The organism is Mesorhizobium sp. M1329 (assembly GCF_040318035.1).
Classification (GTDB): domain Bacteria; phylum Pseudomonadota; class Alphaproteobacteria; order Rhizobiales; family Rhizobiaceae; genus Mesorhizobium.
Window position 1 is genome coordinate 1 of record NZ_JAMYLN010000001.1, and the last position, 18,034, is coordinate 18,034.

The 18,034-nt window shown below is 62.9% G+C and carries 18 protein-coding genes; 8 read left to right on the forward strand and 10 right to left on the reverse strand.

All coding sequences use genetic code 11. The annotated features are described in order from the left end of the window. Positions 1–151 (reverse strand): transposase (locus NKH21_RS00005; RefSeq protein ID WP_352862881.1); only part of this gene is annotated, 151 nt, incomplete at its 3' end. Between the two features lie 103 nt (positions 152–254). On the opposite strand from NKH21_RS00005, the gene NKH21_RS00010 reads away from it, so the two are divergent. After that, positions 255–578 (forward strand): carboxymuconolactone decarboxylase family protein, encoded by a 324-nt coding sequence (locus NKH21_RS00010; RefSeq protein ID WP_352862616.1) that lies wholly within the window; start codon positions 255–257, stop codon positions 576–578. Positions 579–615: 37 nt separating this feature from the next. Here NKH21_RS00010 and NKH21_RS00015 read toward each other — a convergent pair whose 3' ends face one another. The 5 genes from NKH21_RS00015 to NKH21_RS00035 all read right to left on the reverse strand — a co-directional run bounded on the left by NKH21_RS00015 (position 616) and on the right by NKH21_RS00035 (position 5,322). Beyond that, the gene (locus NKH21_RS00015) at positions 616–1,506 is read right to left on the reverse strand and encodes an aminoglycoside phosphotransferase family protein (RefSeq protein WP_352667199.1); all 891 of its coding nucleotides are present in this window, start codon (positions 1,504–1,506) and stop codon (positions 616–618) included. A 120-nt stretch (positions 1,507–1,626) separates the two neighbouring features. Beyond that, entirely contained in the window at positions 1,627–2,076 is a 450-nt protein-coding gene (locus NKH21_RS00020) for a DNA polymerase III subunit chi (protein WP_352862617.1), read from the reverse strand. 38 nt (positions 2,077–2,114) lie between these two features. Continuing rightward, complete coding sequence (locus NKH21_RS00025; RefSeq protein ID WP_352862618.1) at positions 2,115–3,611, reverse strand: leucyl aminopeptidase; 1,497 nt, start codon at positions 3,609–3,611, stop codon at positions 2,115–2,117. A gap of 87 nt (positions 3,612–3,698) precedes the next feature. Then, positions 3,699–4,082: a VOC family protein gene (locus tag NKH21_RS00030; RefSeq protein WP_031212013.1), complete on the reverse strand. Its 384-nt coding sequence runs from the start codon at positions 4,080–4,082 to the stop codon at positions 3,699–3,701. 73 nt (positions 4,083–4,155) lie between these two features. Further along, positions 4,156–5,322, reverse strand: coding sequence for a flavin-containing monooxygenase (locus NKH21_RS00035; protein WP_352862619.1), 1,167 nt, complete (start codon positions 5,320–5,322; stop codon positions 4,156–4,158). 354 nt (positions 5,323–5,676) lie between these two features. Between NKH21_RS00035 and lptF the strand changes: the two genes are divergently transcribed. The 7 genes from lptF to NKH21_RS00070 all read left to right on the forward strand — a co-directional run bounded on the left by lptF (position 5,677) and on the right by NKH21_RS00070 (position 13,733). Then, the gene (gene lptF / locus NKH21_RS00040) at positions 5,677–6,879 is read left to right on the forward strand and encodes an LPS export ABC transporter permease LptF (protein WP_352862620.1); all 1,203 of its coding nucleotides are present in this window, start codon (positions 5,677–5,679) and stop codon (positions 6,877–6,879) included. After that, the gene (gene lptG, locus NKH21_RS00045) at positions 6,876–7,961 is read left to right on the forward strand and encodes an LPS export ABC transporter permease LptG (protein ID WP_023677695.1); all 1,086 of its coding nucleotides are present in this window, start codon (positions 6,876–6,878) and stop codon (positions 7,959–7,961) included. The genes lptF and lptG overlap by 4 nt, the downstream gene beginning before the upstream one ends. Continuing rightward, positions 7,961–10,378, forward strand: coding sequence for an LPS-assembly protein LptD (locus NKH21_RS00050; protein WP_352862621.1), 2,418 nt, complete (start codon positions 7,961–7,963; stop codon positions 10,376–10,378). Before lptG ends, NKH21_RS00050 begins: the two co-directional genes overlap by 1 nt. A 117-nt stretch (positions 10,379–10,495) precedes the next feature. Further along, complete coding sequence (locus NKH21_RS00055) at positions 10,496–11,422, forward strand: peptidylprolyl isomerase (protein ID WP_352667215.1); 927 nt, start codon at positions 10,496–10,498, stop codon at positions 11,420–11,422. 13 nt (positions 11,423–11,435) lie between these two features. Next, positions 11,436–12,455, forward strand: a complete 1,020-nt coding sequence (pdxA, locus tag NKH21_RS00060) for a 4-hydroxythreonine-4-phosphate dehydrogenase PdxA (RefSeq protein WP_352862622.1) — start codon at positions 11,436–11,438, stop codon at positions 12,453–12,455. A gap of 69 nt (positions 12,456–12,524) precedes the next feature. Beyond that, complete coding sequence (gene rsmA, locus NKH21_RS00065) at positions 12,525–13,364, forward strand: 16S rRNA (adenine(1518)-N(6)/adenine(1519)-N(6))-dimethyltransferase RsmA (protein WP_352862623.1); 840 nt, start codon at positions 12,525–12,527, stop codon at positions 13,362–13,364. Between the two features lie 75 nt (positions 13,365–13,439). Continuing rightward, positions 13,440–13,733 carry a DUF1330 domain-containing protein gene (locus NKH21_RS00070; RefSeq protein WP_352667223.1) on the forward strand — a complete coding sequence of 98 codons (294 nt, stop codon included), beginning with the start codon at positions 13,440–13,442 and terminating at the stop codon, positions 13,731–13,733. On the opposite strand, the gene gmk is transcribed toward NKH21_RS00070, so the two are convergent. The 4 genes from gmk to fabF form a co-directional block, all read right to left on the reverse strand. Continuing rightward, positions 13,734–14,390, reverse strand: a complete 657-nt coding sequence (gmk, locus tag NKH21_RS00075; protein WP_023719822.1) for a guanylate kinase — start codon at positions 14,388–14,390, stop codon at positions 13,734–13,736. It abuts the gene before it with no gap. 33 nt (positions 14,391–14,423) lie between these two features. Then, a complete protein-coding gene (locus tag NKH21_RS00080) occupies positions 14,424–15,314 on the reverse strand; it encodes a YicC/YloC family endoribonuclease (protein WP_352667225.1) in 891 nt (296 codons plus the stop codon). Positions 15,315–15,451: 137 nt separating this feature from the next. Beyond that, entirely contained in the window at positions 15,452–16,672 is a 1,221-nt protein-coding gene (mltG, locus tag NKH21_RS00085) for an endolytic transglycosylase MltG (protein ID WP_352862624.1), read from the reverse strand. A gap of 93 nt (positions 16,673–16,765) precedes the next feature. Then, positions 16,766–18,028, reverse strand: a complete 1,263-nt coding sequence (gene fabF, locus NKH21_RS00090; RefSeq protein ID WP_352862625.1) for a beta-ketoacyl-ACP synthase II — start codon at positions 18,026–18,028, stop codon at positions 16,766–16,768. Positions 18,029–18,034 lie beyond the last annotated feature (6 nt).

Consider the following 18,034-nt stretch of genomic DNA (forward strand, 5'->3'; position numbering starts at 1 on the left):
AGATATCCATCCCGCCGAAGCGGGCCTTCCAGTTGTAGATCGAGGCGTCGCTGACCCCGTGCTTGCGGCACAGATCGGCAACCGACACCCCGGCCTCATGTTCCTTCAAAATTCCGATGATCTGCTCTTCAGAGAAGCGGCTACGTTTCATGTCCTGGTCCTCTCGATGGCCAGAACGAACTTCAAACCGGATTAGATCAGAGGGGCAAGGTCAAGACGAGTATGACGCAACCGTCAAGGACATCCAGTCGACCATGGGCGGCGTACCGAGTTTCGTAAAGCAGTTCCCGAAAGCCGGTCTGCCCGGTGCATGGGCCGAGGTCAAGGCCATCCAGCTCAGCGACAAGACGGCGCTGCCGCCGAAGGTCAAGTCGCTGATCTCGCTGGCGGTGGCAGCGCAAATCCCGTGCAACTACTGTATCTGGTCGGACACGCAGGATGCCAGGCGCGCCGGCGCCACCGACGAGGAGATCCAGGAGGCGGTCGCCGTTTCAGCGCTGACCCGCCATTGGAGCACCATCTTCAGCGGCATGCAGGTCGATTTCGACACATTCAAGAAGGAGATGGGCGGGCAGTAATGCCTTCGTTATCAGAGCGGGCTGCGTTCAGACTGAATTAGCCATCCCGCTCTGACTGTTCTGTATGATCCGCCAGCACCTCATTGATAACCCGCCACGATTTTTCCGCCTCGCGCTGGTTGCCGTCATGTCCCGAAGCGACGATCAGCGCCTTCCACAACGCCCAGCCCCGTGCGCGCGCCCAGCTGTGCTCATCAAGGGCAATGGCGTCGCGGAACGCCTGGCGGCTCTCGCCGTAAAATTCCGTCCACGCGATCACCAGGTCACAGGCAGGATCGCCGATAGCCGAACTGCCGAAATCGACGACCGCGCAGAGCTTGCCATCTTCGACGAGCAGATTGCCCGAGGCGACGTCGCCATGGACCCAGACCGGCGGCCCCTGCCATCGCGAGGCAAGCGCAGTCGCCCACACGGCCTCGGCTGCGGCCTTGTCGATGCGGCCGCCGAGCGCCGAGAGCGCACCTCGGGTCTCGGCGTCGTAGACCGAAAGCCGGCCACCGCGGTGGAAATTATGCTGCCCTGCCGGTGGCCCACCTGCGGCGTCGATCCGGTAGAGCGCAACCAGAAAGCCGGCCAGCGAACGGGCGAACTCAGTGAGATCGGCAATCAGTTCACTAGCCGCCGGTCTGCCGCCAAGCCAGCGATAGACAGACCAAGGCCATGGATAGCCTTCCCCTGGCGCGCCTTTGGCCAGCGGCACGGGTATAGGCAGAGGCAGGTGAGGCGCCAGGCGGGGCAGCCAGCGATGCTCCTTCTCGACCTGGGCGACATAGGCGGCAGCGCTCGGCAGCCGCACCGACATGCTGTCGCCCAGCCGGAAGGTGCGGTTGTCCCAGCCGCCAGGCTCGACCGGCTCTACCGGCAGGTCCGCCCATTTGGGGAGCTGCGCCGCAATCAGCCGGCGAACAAGTGCGGCATCTATCGACATGCCTGGTGTTCGTTTATTGGGCGGCATCGGGCTTGCTCAGATCTTCTGGATAGCTGGCGGTCCATCTTTTTGTTTTTCGCATTCTTGCGGCGCCAGTGAGTTCACTTGGCTGCAAATGCTCTAAGCTTTGCGTTCCCAGCGCCGGTCGGGCGTTTGCTGCCAGTAGGTCACGGTGTGGCCGGCCTCCTTCATTGTCTTCCAGTACGTGCGTGCCGCCTCGACCTGAGCCGCATCGTGGCCGTCGAACAGGAACACGGCGCGCTGGTAGCCGCCAAGCTCCGGCGGCACCGCCCCATCGACCAGGAACCGTATCTGCGCCTGGTTCGGATTGTCGGGGCCGACGGTCAGAAGCACCGGCTGCTCGGCGGGATGGGCTTCACGGTCCGTTGCGTGGGCCAGGAACGAATCGTCCCGGAAAGTCCACAGATGCTGGTCCAGCGCGTCGCGTCGTTCCTTGGTGCCGGTCTGCACCACGGCGCGCCAGCCACGATCGATACTGCGCTCCAGGAGGCCGGGCAGCGCATCCTCCAGCGTCGATTCGGTCAGGTGATAAAACAGAATCTCAGCCATGCGTTTAGTCTACATTGTCGGAGTCCCGCCCCAGCCGCTCATTGCTCGTAATGATCGCGCAGCAGCCGGTCGAGCAGCCTGACGCCGAAGCCGGAAGCCCATGACTGGTTGATCTCGTTGGAGGGCGCGCCCATCGCGGTGCCGGCAATATCGAGATGCGCCCAGGGCGTGTCCTTGACGAAGCGCTGCAGGAACTGCGCGGCGATGATGGCGCCGCCATGGCGGCCGCCGATGTTCTTCATGTCGGCATTCTTGGAATCGATCAGCTTGTCGTATTCGGCGCCGAGCGGCATGCGCCAAACCCGCTCCTGCGTCGCCTGTCCGGCAGCCGTCAGCCGGTCCGCCAACTCGTCATTATTGGAGAACAAGCCGGCATAATGCTGGCCGAGCGCGACCATGATGGCGCCGGTCAGCGTCGCCAGATTGATCATGAATTTCGGCTGGAAGCGGTCGTTACAGTACCAGAGCGCATCGGCCAGCACCAGGCGGCCCTCGGCGTCGGTATTGAGCACTTCGATGGTCTGGCCCGACATCGAGGTGACGATGTCGCCCGGTCGCTGAGCGTGGCCGTCGACGGCGTTTTCAACCAGCCCGACGATGCCGACGACATTGACCTTCGCCTTGCGCGCGGCCAGCGCGTGCATCAACCCGGTGACGGCAGCAGCGCCGCCCATGTCGCCCTTCATGTCCTCCATGCCCGACGCCGGCTTGATCGAATTGCCGCCAGTGTCGAAGGTGACGCCCTTGCCGACGAAGGCGACCGGGCTTTCCTTGGCCTTGCCGCCGTCCCACCGCATGACAGCGATGCGGGCGCCACGCGGCGAGCCCTGCGCGACGCCCAGCAGCGAACCCATGCCGAGCTTCTTCATCTCCTTCTCGGCCAGGATCTCGACCGTGACGCCGAGCGCCTCCAGTTCGGCGATGCGGGCGGCGAATTCCACCGGTCCCAAAACATTGGCCGGTTCATTGACCAAATCGCGGGCCAGCAAGACACCGTCGATTATTGCCGCTTCATCGGCGAAGGCCTTCTTTGCAGCAGCCGGATCGGCGGTGTGAATAGTCACCTTGACCGGCTTTTTTGGCTCGCGCTTGTTGTCACCATTGTTCTTTTTGGTCTTGTACTTGTCGAAGGAATAGCTGCGCAGCAGGATGCCCGCTGCAAGCTGAACGGCTTGCCTGCCGCTGACGGCCGCACCGGGAAGATCGAGCACGACGGCCACTTCGGTTGCCTTGCGAAAGGACGCGGCAATCGTGCCGCCGAGTTTCAGCCAGGCGTAGTCATCGAGGTTGGAGCCCTTGCCGGTGCCGACCGCCACCAGCCGCTCGAGCGATGTCCCTTCCGGTGCCAGCACTTCGACTATGCTGGCGAATTTGCCGGTGAAGTCGGCGACAGGAAAAGCCCGATCGAGGGTCTTTGCCGGATCGCAAGCCCTGGCGGCATCGCCGAGGCCGCCCTCGTCGGCCGACAGAACGAAAACGCTGCCTTTTTTGGGCGCGGCGAATTTGGCAAAGGCGATCGAGGGTCTTGAATTCATCATGTCCTGCTTTCGGGGAAGTGCGTTGGATTTATCGCGGGAGGCGTTCGATTGGGCAGATCGGACCGAAGGTGCCGTGTTGTTGCGTCAGTGAGCGGCGGGTTGAAACAGCTCGATGACATTGCCCGATGGGTCTTCGAGCAGGGTCTGGGAACCGCCGACGCCCGTTATGATATCGTTGCGAAAGACAAGTCCAGCACTCTTGAGGCGCGCAACCTCTTCTTTCAGGTCCGGCACCACCAACAGGATGCGATTCCAGCCTCCCGGCACCGGCTGCCGGCCATCCGGCATCGCCCGTGCACCCGAACTGCCGGGTCCGCTTAGAAGGAGCCGTAGCGCGCCGCGTGTGACGGAAGCAAAAGCCGGTCGCGCGTCCTGTTCAACAGCGAAGCCCAGATGTCCACAGTAGAAGTCGATCGAGGCGGCGACATCATCGACCATGTAGCGAATGCTGACTGGCGTCATGATCATTGACCTTTCGGTTCGAGCACGTTTCAACAAGGCGTGTCTATTGCGGGCGGAACAGTCGGCATAGTCCGGCTCACTATCGCTGCTTGACAATCCGCGCCGCTATCGCCCTGGCCTGAATGCGGGCGTTGGCGAAACAACCGCGAATGCTCGGCCGCATGCCGGTAAACCACAGACCGGGCAATTTCGGATCGGCGTCGCCGCCATTGAAAAGCGGAACGCCCTTGCCGTCGAGAACGCCGAGCTTGCCGACCATCTGTTCCAGACCGGTGCGATAGCCGGTCGCCGCAATGACGATATCGGGCGTGATCAACCTGCCGTCATTCAATACGATGCCGTCCTGGGTAAATTCCCGCAATGGTGGCACCACCACGATCGTGCCTGCCTTGATGGCGCGAACCGCGCCGTCATCGGCTGCGATCGCGGTGTAGTCGGCGCTCAGACGGCTCGCACCGCCTATGGCGGCCGGCGGAAGCCCAAATTTCGTCAGGTCGCCGAAAACCAGGCGCTGGGTTGTCGCCATCACCGCGTCGGCCAGTCGCACCGGCAAGCTCGCCATTAACGGTGAAAGCCTGTGGACGGCGACCTTGCCAATGCGTTTCGGCAGCAGTGAGGGGCCGTTGCGGGCCGACAGCCAGATGCTTTGGGCGTCTGCATTTGCAAGATGATTAAGTACGTCGAACCCCGAATTGCCGGCTCCGACCACCAGCACCTTTTTGCCGGCGTAGTCCTTCGCCGCGCCAAAATCGGCTGAATGGATAATCCGGCCTGCAAAATCGTTCATGCCTTTCCACGCGGGGATAAACGGCTGCCGGTCGCGCCCGGTTGCGACGACGACATGGCGCGCCGGACGGAATCCGGCGTTCGTCCGCACGGTCCAGTGATCGCCATCGAACGTGATCTCTTCAACGGCAACGCCGAATGCAACCGGCAGACCATGCGCCTTGCTGAAATCGTTCAGATGGCGAATGACGGCCGATTTATGCGGAAAAGCCGGGGTGCCTGCGGGATAGCCGACGCCGGGCAGCGTCGAGAGATCGCGATGCGTATTGAGGTGCAGCCGCTGGTGCCGCCGATGCCAGGGTTCGGCAAGCCGGCTCTCCCTTTCCAGGACGAGCGTCGGTACGCCGGCCTTCATCAAGGCGTGGGCGGCGGCAAGGCCGGCCGCGCCGGCGCCGACCACGATCGCGCCGTCAAAGACGGTTTCCCGACCGGTTTGACTGCGCAATTTTTCCGCTTCCATGCTGGGGCTCAACAGATCCTGACCCGTCTTATCACGCCGCGGCGGTCGCGACCGGCGCGACATTTGGTCGTTTTGCCGCATTTGACAAGACTTTGGCCGAAATCGCTCCCATATGCGATATCGAACCATCCACGATTCGTCGCGGCACGGCCCCGCTTCCCGCCGCAACCTGTTGTTAACCAACAATGTTCGCCCTTTCTTATCCATTGCCGCCGACACTCCGGCCCAGCGGACTTTGCGATCCGGAACAGAACCCAGATCGAACCGCCAAACTGAGCCAGTTGTGCAGCCGGCGCCGGACGACTACCTTGTTCCAAGGCATGATGCCGTTCGAAATCGCCGAGAAAAGCCTTCATGAAGGTCGTTGAACGTTACATCATGCGCCGTGCTTTCGCGGTATTCGCGCTGGCGCTCGTCTGGACGCTGGCGATCGTGTGGACGACTCAGGTGCTCGCCCGCATCGACCTCGTCACCGATAGCGGTCAGTCGGCCCTCACCTTCTTCGAAGTCGCAGCGCTGATCATCCCGACGATCGTTCCGATCGTCGTGCCGTTCGCCCTGGTGGTCGCGGTCGCCCAGATCCTCAGCGTGATGAATTCGGATTCGGAGCTGGCCGTCATCAATGCCGCCGGCGCATCACGCTGGACTATCGTCAGGCCGATCATGCTTCTGGCACTCGCAGCCAGCGTTTTTTCCTTCGCCGTCGACAATGGCGTCGACCCATACGCACGCCAGAAGAATCGCGAGTTGATTGCGTCGTCGCGTGCCGATCTGTTGTCGTTGATCATCCAGGAAGGCACCTTCCGCAAGATTGATGACGGCCTGTTCCTGCAGGTCGGCGAACGGCTTCCCGACAATCGCCTCGGCGGCATCTTCGTCGCCGATTCGCGCGAAGAAGGCGTCAATCTCATCTACTACGCCAAGACCGGCAGCATCATCGAACGCGGCGACGAGAAGGTGCTGATGATGAATGACGGCGTCATCCATCGCAAAACCATGACCGGCGACCTCTCGGTGATCCGGTTCACCTCCTATGCCTTCGACTTGTCCGCTTTCATGTCGGCATCATCTGACATCCTGCTTTTGCCGAAGGACCGGACGACCCAGTATCTGCTCAACCCCAGTCCGAACGACAAGATGTACCAGCAAAAGCCGAACAGGTACCTGGCCGAGCTCAACCAGCGTTTTTCCGAGTGGTCCTATTCGCTCGTCTTCGCGCTGATCGCGCTCGCCGTCGCCGGAGATGCGCGCTCGCATCGCGAGGCGCGTGTGCACCCGCTGATCACGGCAATCGCGATCGCGCTGTTCGTACGCTGGCTCGGGTTCTTTGCCGCCGGCAAGGCCGACAAGGTGCCGCAATATGCCTATATGGTCTACGGCGTCCCGATCATGGCATCTGCGATCGCCATCTGGTTCATTGTTTCCAACCGGACCATGGAACTGCCGGTTGCCTGGGCCGATTGGATAACCAATCTTGCCGGCCGCTTCAGTGACGGCTGGGGCGCTATCAAGCTCCGTTTTGCCAGGCATGGCGCATCCGGACAGGGAGCCGGCTGATGGGCTGGACTCTGGGTCGGTACTTCTTCTTTCGCTATGTGACGATCACCATCTGGTTCTTCATCGGCCTCTTGGCGCTGGTGTTCCTGATCGATTTCACCGAGCTTTCCGGCCGCACGACCGGCGTGCCGGGCTTCACCTACGCAACTGCGTTCGCCATTTCGGGGCTCAGGATGCCCATGATCATGCTGCAGACGGTGCCGTTCGTCGGCCTGTTCTCGGCGATGGCGACCCTGGTGTCGCTCAATCGCAAGTATGAATTGGTCATCGCCCGTTCCGCCGGGGTTTCCGCATGGCAGTTCCTGCTGCCATGCTGCATCGGGGCGCTGCTGTTTGGAGCCTTGTCGGTCGGCGTCATCAATCCGGTAGCCGCGCACGCCTATTCCTGGTCGGAGGAGATCGAGACCCAGCTCCGTTCGGGCAAGTCGAACAGCGTCTCGGCCGATGCCGCGCCCTGGATCAGGCAGAAAACCAACGCCGGCGACACCATCATCGGCGCGCGCGCCATTCTCAATCAAGGCCTGGAGATGGCCGACGCTGTCTTCTTCAGTTTCAGCCCGCAAGGCGACATCATCGAGCGCAAGGATGCGGCGCGCGCCTTTTTGCGGGACGGCTACTGGGAATTGCAGGACGTCAAGGTGTTCCGGGACGGCACCATCCAGTCGTTGCCCAGCGATCGGCTGCCGACCAATCTCAAGCCGGAATTCGTGCAAGAGCGGTTGGCGCGCCCTGAGACCATTCCCTTCTACGATCTGCCCGGCAAGATCGAAGTGGCCCGCTCCTTCGGCCTCAAAGCAAATGCCTTCGCCATGCAGTTCAATTCCCTGATTGCGCTGCCTTTCCTGCTTGTCGCGATGACGCTGATTGCGGCAACGGTATCAATGCGATTTGCGAGGATGGGGCAGTCGGCAACGATGATTCTGGGTGGCATCGTGGCCGGCTTTCTGCTTTATGTCGTTTCGGTGCTGGTCAAGGCATTCGGCGTAGCGGGATTCGTACCCACTGCCGTAGCGGCTTGGGTCCCGGTTGTCGTGGCTATGTTCTTCGGGGTGACATTCCTGCTATACAAGGAAGACGGCTAGTGAGGGAGGCGGTTTTGCGCAGCCATAGGCACGCCGGTTTGGCACGCCTCTCTGCGGCGAGCGCCTTGGCATGCCTGCTTGCCAGCGTCGCCCCGATTGCTCCGGCTTTTGCCCAGGACGTCAGTGAGCTGGCAACGAAGGTTCCGAGCGGCACGCAGATGCTGCTGGCAGCCGATACGCTGGTCTACGACAACGACAAGCAGACTGTGACGGCCGTCGGCGGCGTCCAGATCGACTATGGCGGCAACCGTCTGGTCGCCCAGCGGGTCGAATACAACCGCAACACCAAACGTCTCGTCGCCAGCGGCAATGTCGAACTCGTCAATAGCGACGGCACCAAAATCTATTCGCAGCATGCCGACATCACCGACGATTTCGCGGACGGCTTCGTCAACGCGTTGCGTGTCGAGACCATAGACAAGGCGTATTTCGCCGCCGAAAGCGCGGAGCGCATGGGCGGCGTGCTGACGACGTTCCACAATGGCGTCTACACCGCCTGCGAGCCGTGCGAGGACAAGCCCGACAAAGCGCCGACCTGGCGTATCAAGGCCAGGAAGATCATCTGGAACGGCGAGAAGAAGACGGTTCGCTTCGAGAACTCGAATTTCGAGTTCTTCGGCTTTCCGCTGGCCTATCTGCCGGCTTTCGAGATCGCCGACCCAACGGTCAAGCGCAAGAGCGGCTTCCTGATCCCCGGCGTCGCCTACAAGAGCGATCTCGGCGTCGGTGTTAAAGTCCCCTATTATTTCGCGCTCTCGCCGACCTACGATCTCACTGTCACCGGCAGCGGCTATACCAAGCAAGGTTTCCTCGGTGAGGCCGAGTGGCGGCAGCGCTTCAACAACGGTCAGTACAGCCTGAAGATTGCGGGTATCCGGCAGGAGAATCCCGACGCCTTCATCGACGACAATGGCCACAACGTGAATTCGGGTACAGCAGGCGACCCGAACAGGTTCCGCGGCATGATGGGCACCCAGGGCCAGTTCGCCATCAACCCGCGCTGGGACTTCGGCTGGGACATCCTGCTGCAGAGCGACAAGAATTTCGCGCGCACCTACGACATCGATGGCTTCAACGATAGCGTGCACCGCTCCGAGGTGTACCTGACGGGGCTCAACGATCGCAATTACTTCGATGTGCGCGCCATGCACTTCGACGTTCAGGAAGACACGCTCGCCAATGATCCGACCGCACGCGCCGCCAAGCAGCCCTGGGTGCTGCCCTCGCTCGACTACGCCTATATCCCCGACATGCCGGTGGCCGGCGGGCAGCTGTCGTTCGACGTCAACGCGCGGGGCATTGACCGCGACAGGCTCGATACGGCTCTTGCAAATTCGGGCATCCCTTCGTCCGTCAACAACGTCCGCGGCATCGACGGTCAATCCGGCCGCCTTACCGCGGAAGCGGAATGGAAGCGCACCTTCACCACCGATGGCGGGCTGCTGCTGACACCGCTCCTGGCGCTGCGCGGCGACGCCGGCTACGTCAACGCCTCCTCGGCCTCGCTCGACGCCATCAACCAGATGGCGACCAATCTCGGCGTCGAGGACGATATGCGTTCATCGCTTGCCCGCTACATGGCGACGGCCGGGCTTGAGATGCGCTGGCCGGTGCTGTTCTCGATGACCAGTTCCAGCCATGTCTTCGAACCGATGGCGCAAGTATTCATGCGTCCGAACGAGCAATATGTCGGCGGGCTGGCGGTCCCCAACGAGGACGCCCAGAGCTTCGTCTTCGACGCCACGACGCTGTTCGAGCGCGACAAGTTCTCGGGCTATGACCGCATGGAAGGCGGCACACGCGCCAATGTCGGGCTGCGCTATTCCGGCGCATATGACAATGGCTGGGGCACCAATGCGGTGTTCGGCCAATCCTACCAGCTCGGCGGCCAGAACTCGTTCGGCACGCCGGACCTGGTCAATGTCGGCGCCTATTCGGGTCTTGAAACTGCAACCTCCGACTATGTCGGCCTTGTCGGCTTCAACAGCCCCAGCGGGTTTTCCGGCTCGGTCAGCGGCCGTTTCGACGAGCAAAGCTTCGAGATCCGCCGCGCTGAGGTAAAGGCCGCCTTTTCAGGCCTGCCGGTATCGCTGAGCGCCAAATACGCCTTCATCCAGGCGCAGCCGCTCTATGGCTTCTCGACCGATCGCCATGAGGTTACGCTCGGCGCCTCGACACATCTTGCTGAGAATTGGCGCGTCTTTGGCACCGGCACATATGATCTGGAGCAGAGCGTTCTGGTCAAGGACGGGGTCGGCTTTGCCTATAGTGATTCATGCTTTACCTATTTGATGACGTTTTCGGAAAGACGTGACCTGAACACCAAGGAAGTATCGCAGAACGTCGGCTTCAACCTGTCGTTCCGTACGCTTGGCGATTTCGGCTCGTCGCAACGCTCCATCGACACCATCCAATAACGGGCAGCGGTCGGCAACGGGGCGGCTGGCGGACGACATTGTTTCGCCGCATAGAGCAGGCACGAATTTTGACGGCCTGAACTGGGATAGGTTGGGCCGAATCGGGATGGAATTGGGATGCTTTCGATGAGGAAATACCTCTTTTCAGCAGGGTTCGCGCTGCTGGTGGCGTTCTCGACCACCGCAGTGACGCAGCCAGTTTTCGCCACCGAGATCAAATACGTCGTCAACAACATACCGATCACCACCGGCGACATCCAGCATCGGGCCGCTTTCCTGCGCCTGCAGCACAGAAAGGGCGATGCCGGCCAGGAAATGATCGATCAGACGCTGCGTCTGGCCGAAGCCCGGCGGCTCGGCATCCGCATCAGCGACGCGCAGGTCGATGCCGCTTATCAGCGTTTCGCTACCAGCAACAAGATGCCGCTCAAGCAGCTTGACGGCGCGATGGCGCAATCCGGCGTCACCAAGGAGCATTTCAAGGACTTTATCCGGGCGCAGATGGCCTGGAACCAGGCGCTGACCGCGCGTCACCGTTCTAGCGACGGCGGCGGCGCAATGGGCGAGCAGGACCTCGTCAAGCGCATGCTCGAAAAAGGCGGTAGCAAACCGAGCGCCACAGAGTACATGTTGCAGCAGGTCATCTTCGTGGTGCCGGCCGCCGAGCGAAGCGCTACGCTGGCCAAGCGCAAACGCGAAGCCGACGCCATGCGCGCCCGCTTCAACGGCTGCAACACCACGCGCGAATTCGCCAAGGGCCTGATCGATGTCACTGTTCGCGATCTCGGCCGGGTGTTGGCGCCGCAATTGCCGGCGGACTGGGCCGAGCAGATAAAGGCTACAAAGGTCGGCGGCGCCACCACGACCCGCGAAACCGACCGCGGTGTCGAATTCATCGGCATCTGCTCGTCGCGCGAAGTGTCAGACGACAAAGCCGCGCAGATGGTGTTCCAGAGTGAAGATTCGAGCGACAAGAACGCCGACGAGCTCTCGAAGAAATATGTCGAGGAGTTGCGGAAGAAAGCCCGCATAATCGAGCGCTGAAGTCGCGATCGCCGTGCCTGATGCAGAGCTTCCGCTGGCGTTGAGCGTCGGCGATCCGTCCGGCGTAGGGCCGGAAATCGCCATCGCTGCTTGGCGGGCCCGCGATAGCGCTGGCGTTCCGTCTTTTTATCTCCTTGCCGATCCGGCACTGATTGCCGCGCGGGCGCACAGGCGCGGCACCGATATCGCGATTGTCGAGACGACGCCGGCGCAAGCGCCGGGGGTGTTTTCGCGCGCGCTGCCGGTGGTGGCGCTTGCTGCCCGTTTCGTCGACAGTCCCGGCCGCCCGGATCCAGCCAACGCTGCGGGCATCATCGAGGCGATCGACCGCGCCGTTGCCGACTGCCTGGCCGGCCGGGCTGCCGCGGTCGTCACCTGCCCCATTGCCAAAAAGCCGCTCTACGATGCCGGCTTTCGCTTTCCCGGCCACACCGAATATCTGGCGCATCTGGCATCGCTTCACACCGGCACCGAAGCGACGCCTGTGATGCTGCTTGCCGGTCCGGACTTGCGCACCGTGCCGGTCACCATCCACATCGCACTGGCCGAGGTGCCGAAGGCGCTGACGACCGACCTGATCGTCGCCACCGGCCGCATCACCGCCGCCGACCTTGCAAACCGGTTCGGAATTGCCAAGCCGCGGCTCGCCATTGCTGGCCTCAACCCGCATGCCGGCGAAGGCGGCGCGATGGGCACCGAAGACGAGCGGATCGTGCGCCCGGCGATCGATCGGCTGAGGCAGGAAGGGATCGACGCCTTCGGGCCATTGCCGGCCGACACGCTGTTTCACGCTCGCGCCCGCGCCGGCTACGACGTGGCGCTCTGCATGTATCACGACCAGGCGCTGATCCCGGCCAAGACGCTGGCGTTTGACGAGGCAGTCAACGTCACGCTCGGCCTGCCCTTCGTCCGCACCTCGCCCGACCACGGCACCGCCTTCGACATTGCCGGCAAGGGCATCGCCCGTGCCGACAGCCTGATTGCGGCGCTGAAACTCGCTCGCCTGCTTGCCGATGCCGGGAAAAGGCCGTAGGCCCCTGAGCCCAATGAGCCCAATTCGATGGCCTTAACCCGATGAGCCCAGCCCGATGAGCCCAGTCCGATGACCATAGACGGCCTGCCGCCACTGCGCGAGGTGATCGAGCGCCACGGGCTGCAGGCGAAAAAGGCGCTCGGCCAGAATTTTCTGCTCGACCTTAACCTGACAAGCAAGATTGCGCGAGCCGCCGGTGACCTTTCCCATGTTACGGTTATCGAGGTCGGTCCCGGCCCGGGCGGGCTGACTCGAGCCCTGCTCCTCAACGGCGCCCGGCGAGTCGTCGCGATCGAGCGCGACGAGCGTTGCCTGGCGGCTTTGGCCGAGATCGCGAACCACTATCCGGGTCGGCTCGAGATCGTAGCCGGCGATGCGCTGAAAACTGATTTTGCAGCGCTTGCCAAAGGAGTGCCGGGAAGCGGCGGGTCGGCGAAAATCGTTGCCAACCTGCCTTACAATATCGGTACCGAATTGCTGATCCGCTGGCTGACCGTCACCGAGTGGCCGCCTTTCTACGCATCGATGACGCTGATGTTCCAGCGCGAGGTTGCCGAACGCATTGCAGCCAGCCCCGGCAGCGAGGCCTATGGCCGGCTCGGCGTGCTGGCAAGCTGGCGGACGGAGGCGAGGATTGCCTTCGACGTACCGCCGCAGGCGTTCACGCCGCCACCCAAGGTGACGTCCTCGGTGGTGCATCTGGTGCCGCGCGCCAACCCCTTGCCGGCAGAGGTGAAACGGCTCAGCCGCGTCACCGAAGCGGCATTCGGCCAGCGCCGGAAAATGCTGCGGCAGAGCGTGAAAAGCCTCGGCGGCGAGGCGCTGCTCACCCGCGCCGGCATCGATCCGACCAGGCGTGCGGAGACGCTCAGCGTCGAGGAATTCGTGCGGCTGACGAATGCGGTGTGATGCCGGGAAGCGTCCGCGTGGAATTTCCGCACTCATGGCATAGATAGCCGGACAGACCCTGCCCGGAGACAAACAGTGGCCGCCTATGTCATTTCCGACGTCACAATCCGTGACGCAGAGGCTATCGAAGCCTATCGCGCCCGCGCGGCTGCCTCCATCGCCCAGCATGGCGGGCGCTATCTGGTACGCGGCGGCGAGGTGGAAATGTTGGAAGGCGACTGGTCTCCCGGGCCGCTGATCATCGTGGAATTCCCCGACATGGACACGGCGCGGCGTTGGTACCGCTCCCCAGAATATGCCGCGGCACTGGAACTGCGCGACGCCGCGCTCAGCCGCAATCTGATCCTGGTCGCGGGGACAGCGCCTTGATCAATCCGTCTTTTCGTCGAGCAGCCCCGAGACGAAATCGAACAGGCCCGGCCGGCGATCGCGTCTGAGCCGTTCGGCCGTGACGATGCCGCGCACCTCGGCGAAAGCGCGGTCGAGATCGTCGTTGACGATGACGAAATCATATTCCTTCCAGTGCTCGATCTCGTTGCGGGCGTTCTTGAGCCGCGTCTCGATCACCGCTTCCTGGTCCTCGGCGCGACGCTTCAGCCGCGCCTTCAATTCCTTCATCGATGGCGGCAGGATGAAGATCGAGACGATATCGGCGCGCATCTTCTCCTTGAGCTGCTGGGCGCCTTGCCAGTCGATGTCGAACAGCATGTCGCGGCCTTCGGCCAGCGCCTGTTCAGCCGGCTCGCGCGGCGTCGCGTAGCAATTGCCGTGCACCTCGGCCCATTCGAGCAGCGCGTCCGAATCGCGCAGCCGCTCGAACTCGCGCATGGTGCGGAAGTGATAATGGACGCCCTCGATCTCACTGCCGCGGCGTGGCCGCGTGGTGACCGAGACCGACAATTCGAGGCTGGAATCGCTCTCCAGCAGGTTGCGCGCAATCGTCGACTTGCCAGCGCCTGACGGCGACGACAAGACCAGCATCAGCCCGCGGCGCCGAATGCGGGAACCCACATCCCTAGTGGTCATGGGGCTTGGCAGTCATGTGGCTTGGCATCGGGATCATTCCAGATTCTGGACCTGTTCGCGAAACTGGTCGACGACCGCCTTCAGTTCCAGCCCGATGGCGGTGACCGCAGCGGCATTCGACTTGGAACACAGCGTATTCGATTCGCGGTTGAATTCCTGTGCCAGGAAATCGAGCTTGCGGCCGATGGCGCCACCGCCGGCGAGCAGCGCCCGCCCCGACACCACGTGCGTCTTCAGCCGGTCGATTTCCTCGCGTATGTCGGCCTTGGTGGCCAGGAACGCCGCTTCCATATGCAGCCGGCTGGCATCCAGGTTGGCAGACGCGTCCATCAACAGGCGGATCTGCTCGGCGAGCCTTTCGCGGATCGTGGCCGGCTCGCGTGATGGATCGGCCTCGGCCCGCAGCGTCAGCGCCTCGATGGCATCGATATGGCCGGACAGCAGGGAACGAAGCGCGGCACCTTCGCCCTGGCGCGCCTGCTGCAGCCCGCTCAATGCAGCTTCCAGCGCCGACAGTATCGCGGTATCAAGCGCACTGCGCGCCTCTTCGGTTTCGATGGTTTCGGGAATGTCGAGGACGCCGCGCAGCGCAAGCAGCCCGTCGGCCCCCGGAGGGGCTACTCCAAACTGCTCCTGCAGCCGCTTGGCCAACCCCGCCAGATCCTTCAAGAAAGCCTCGTTGACCACGGGTTGCACTTGCGCGCCGGCGGCGCGGCCAATGGTCAGCGTCATCTGGAAATTGCCGCGCGCAAAACGCTTTTGTACCGTCTGCCGGACGGCCGGCTCCAGCCGGTCGAAACCTTGCGGCAGCCGCAGCCTGACCTCGACGCTTTTGCCGTTGACGGACTTGGCTTCCCAGGCAATCGAAGTGCCGTCGTGTTCGGCGACACTGCGCGCAAAACCGGTCATGCTCTGCAAGTTCATGTAGCCGTGCGTCCCTTTGCCGAATGCCCTTCAAGCCGGAGCGATTTCTCCGGACAGGATCACGTGAATTTCAATGCCATAGCAGCCCTTGCACATCCACCCGGACATGCACAGGGCCAACCTGATGGCGTCCGGCCCTACTGGGCGGCGGTGGCGCCCGCATCGTCAACGATGGCTCCCGCCGGCGTGTCGGCCCCGGTGTTGGTTGCCCCGGCCTTGGCGGCGTCTTGCGCCTGCTTTTTCAGCAGTGCTCGGTAGCGAGCGACATTCTCGTTATGCTCATCGAGCGTCGAGGCAAAGACGTGCCCGCCGCTGCCATCTGCGACGAAGTAGAGATCGCTGGTCTTCGACGGATTGGCGACGGCCTCCAGCGCCGCACGGCCGGGATTGGCGATCGGCGTCGGCGGTAAGCCGTTGATCAGATAGGTGTTGTAGGGCGTCGGCTTCTGGATGTCCGACTGATAGATCGGGCGGTCGATGGGTTTGCCCTTGCCGCCGAACAGGCCGTAGATGATGGTTGGATCCGACTGCAGCCGCATACCCTTGGCCAGCCGGTTGAGGAAGACGGCGGCTACGCGCGAGCGTTCATCGCCCTTGCCGGTCTCCTTCTCGACGATCGAGGCCAGTGTGACAAAATCCTCAATGTTGGCGATCGGCAGATCCGGTGCTCGGCGCTGCCAGACTTCGTCGACCAGCTTCTTCTGGTCGGCCAGAAGCTTGTCGACCATCTGCTGGCGTGTTGCGCCGCGGGTGAAACGCAACGTGTCGGTGGCGAGGCTGCCCTCAGGTGGAGTGGTCGACGGCATATCGCCGGTCAGCGCGTCCTGCTCCGCGATTCGTTGCAGCGCCTGCGCGACCGTCAGCCCCTCGGGGATAGTCAGCGAATACATCACCGACTTGCCGCTCTTCAGCAGTTCCATGATATCGTGCATCGACGCCTGCGGCTTGATCTCGTATTCGCCGGCCTTCAGGGCGGAATCATTGCCGAAGGCGCGTACGCCAAGGCGGAAAATACGGGCGTCGCTGATCAGCCCTCGCCGCTCAAGCTGGTCGGCGATCTCCTGGACGCCGCTATTCGGCTTGACCAGGAAAGTGTCGCCATTGGCCGACGGGCCAGGCTCGTTGAACTCCTGCTTGCCGAAATACAGCGCAACGCCTGCCGCCAGGACCATCAGCATCACCGAAGAGATGACGAAGTTCATGAACACGACGAACTGGCTGCGCGAGGCACGCGAGCGCTTCGGCGGCGGCGTGCCGGCCTCGGGCCGCAACGCCTCGCTGGCCGTCTTCGGCACGATCGGGCCGGGCGTTGCCGCCCGTTGCCCGAATTCCCCGTTATCGGCCGGATTAGTGTTCATAGCGCCCTACCAATTGATCTTGCGACGAATCCCCTCGGGCAGAGTAGGGGCGAATATGGCAAAATTGACGGCAGACGGAAACCGGCAGAGCGGTCAGCCATTGTAGCGCTGGAAGACGAGCGAGGCGTTGGTGCCACCGAAGCCGAAGGAGTTGGACAGCGCCACGTCGATCTGCCGGGCTCGCGGCTTGTGCGGCACCAGGTCGATCGCCGTTTCGCGCTCCGGATTGTCGAGATTGATGGTCGCCGGCGCGATGTTGTCGCGAATGGCGAGGATCGAAAAGATCGCCTCGGCAGCACCAGCCGCGCCCAGCAGGTGGCCAATCGACGATTTGGTCGACGACATCGATATCTTCGAGGCGGCGTTGCCGACCAGCCGCTCGACGGCGCCGAGTTCGATCGTATCGGCCATGGTCGAGGTGCCGTGCGCGTTGATGTAGTCGACATCGGCCGGCGTCAGCTTCGCCCGGTTCAGCGCCGCGGTCATGCAACGGAAAGCGCCGTCGCCATCCTCGGCAGGCGCGGTGATGTGATAGGCGTCACCGGTCAGACCGTAGCCGGTGACCTCGGCATAGATCTTGGCGCCGCGGGCCTTGGCGTGTTCGAGTTCCTCGAGCACGACAACACCGGCGCCCTCTCCCATGACGAAGCCGTCGCGATCGCGATCATAGGGGCGTGAGGCCGTTTGCGGCGCGTCGTTGCGCTCGGTGGAGAGCGCGCGGCAAGCGGCGAATCCGGCGATCGAGAGCCTCGTCACCGGCGCTTCGGCGCCGCCCGCGACCATAACGTCGGCATCGCCCCAGATGATCAGCCGGGCGGCATCGCCGATGGCATGCGCACCGGTCGAGCAAGCGGTGACGACGGCATGGTTGGGGCCTTTCAGCCCATGCCGGATCGAGACCTGACCGGAGACGAGGTTGATGATCTGGCCGGGAATGAAGAACGGGCTGATGCGGCGCGGACCGCGTTCCTTGAGGATCATCGCATTCTCGGCGATGCCTTCGATGCCGCCGATGCCCGAACCGATCAGCACGCCAGTGGCGCACTGTTCCTCATGCGTCTTCGGCTGCCAGCCGGAATCCTTGAGTGCCTCGTCGGCGGCCGCGATCCCGTACAGGATGAAGTCGCCGATCTTGCGCAGTTCCTTCGGCTCGAGAACGGCTTCAGGATTGAAAGTGGCATTGGAGCCGTCACCGCGCGGAATGACGTGGGCGACCTTGCAGGCAAGGTCTTCCACCTCGAATTCGGTGATGCGCTTGGCTGCGCTGCGGCCGGTCAGAAGCTCCTTCCAGCTGTGCTCGAAGCCCATGCCGAACGGCGAAAGCAGCCCAAGGCCCGTGACGACGACACGCCTCATCGCAGG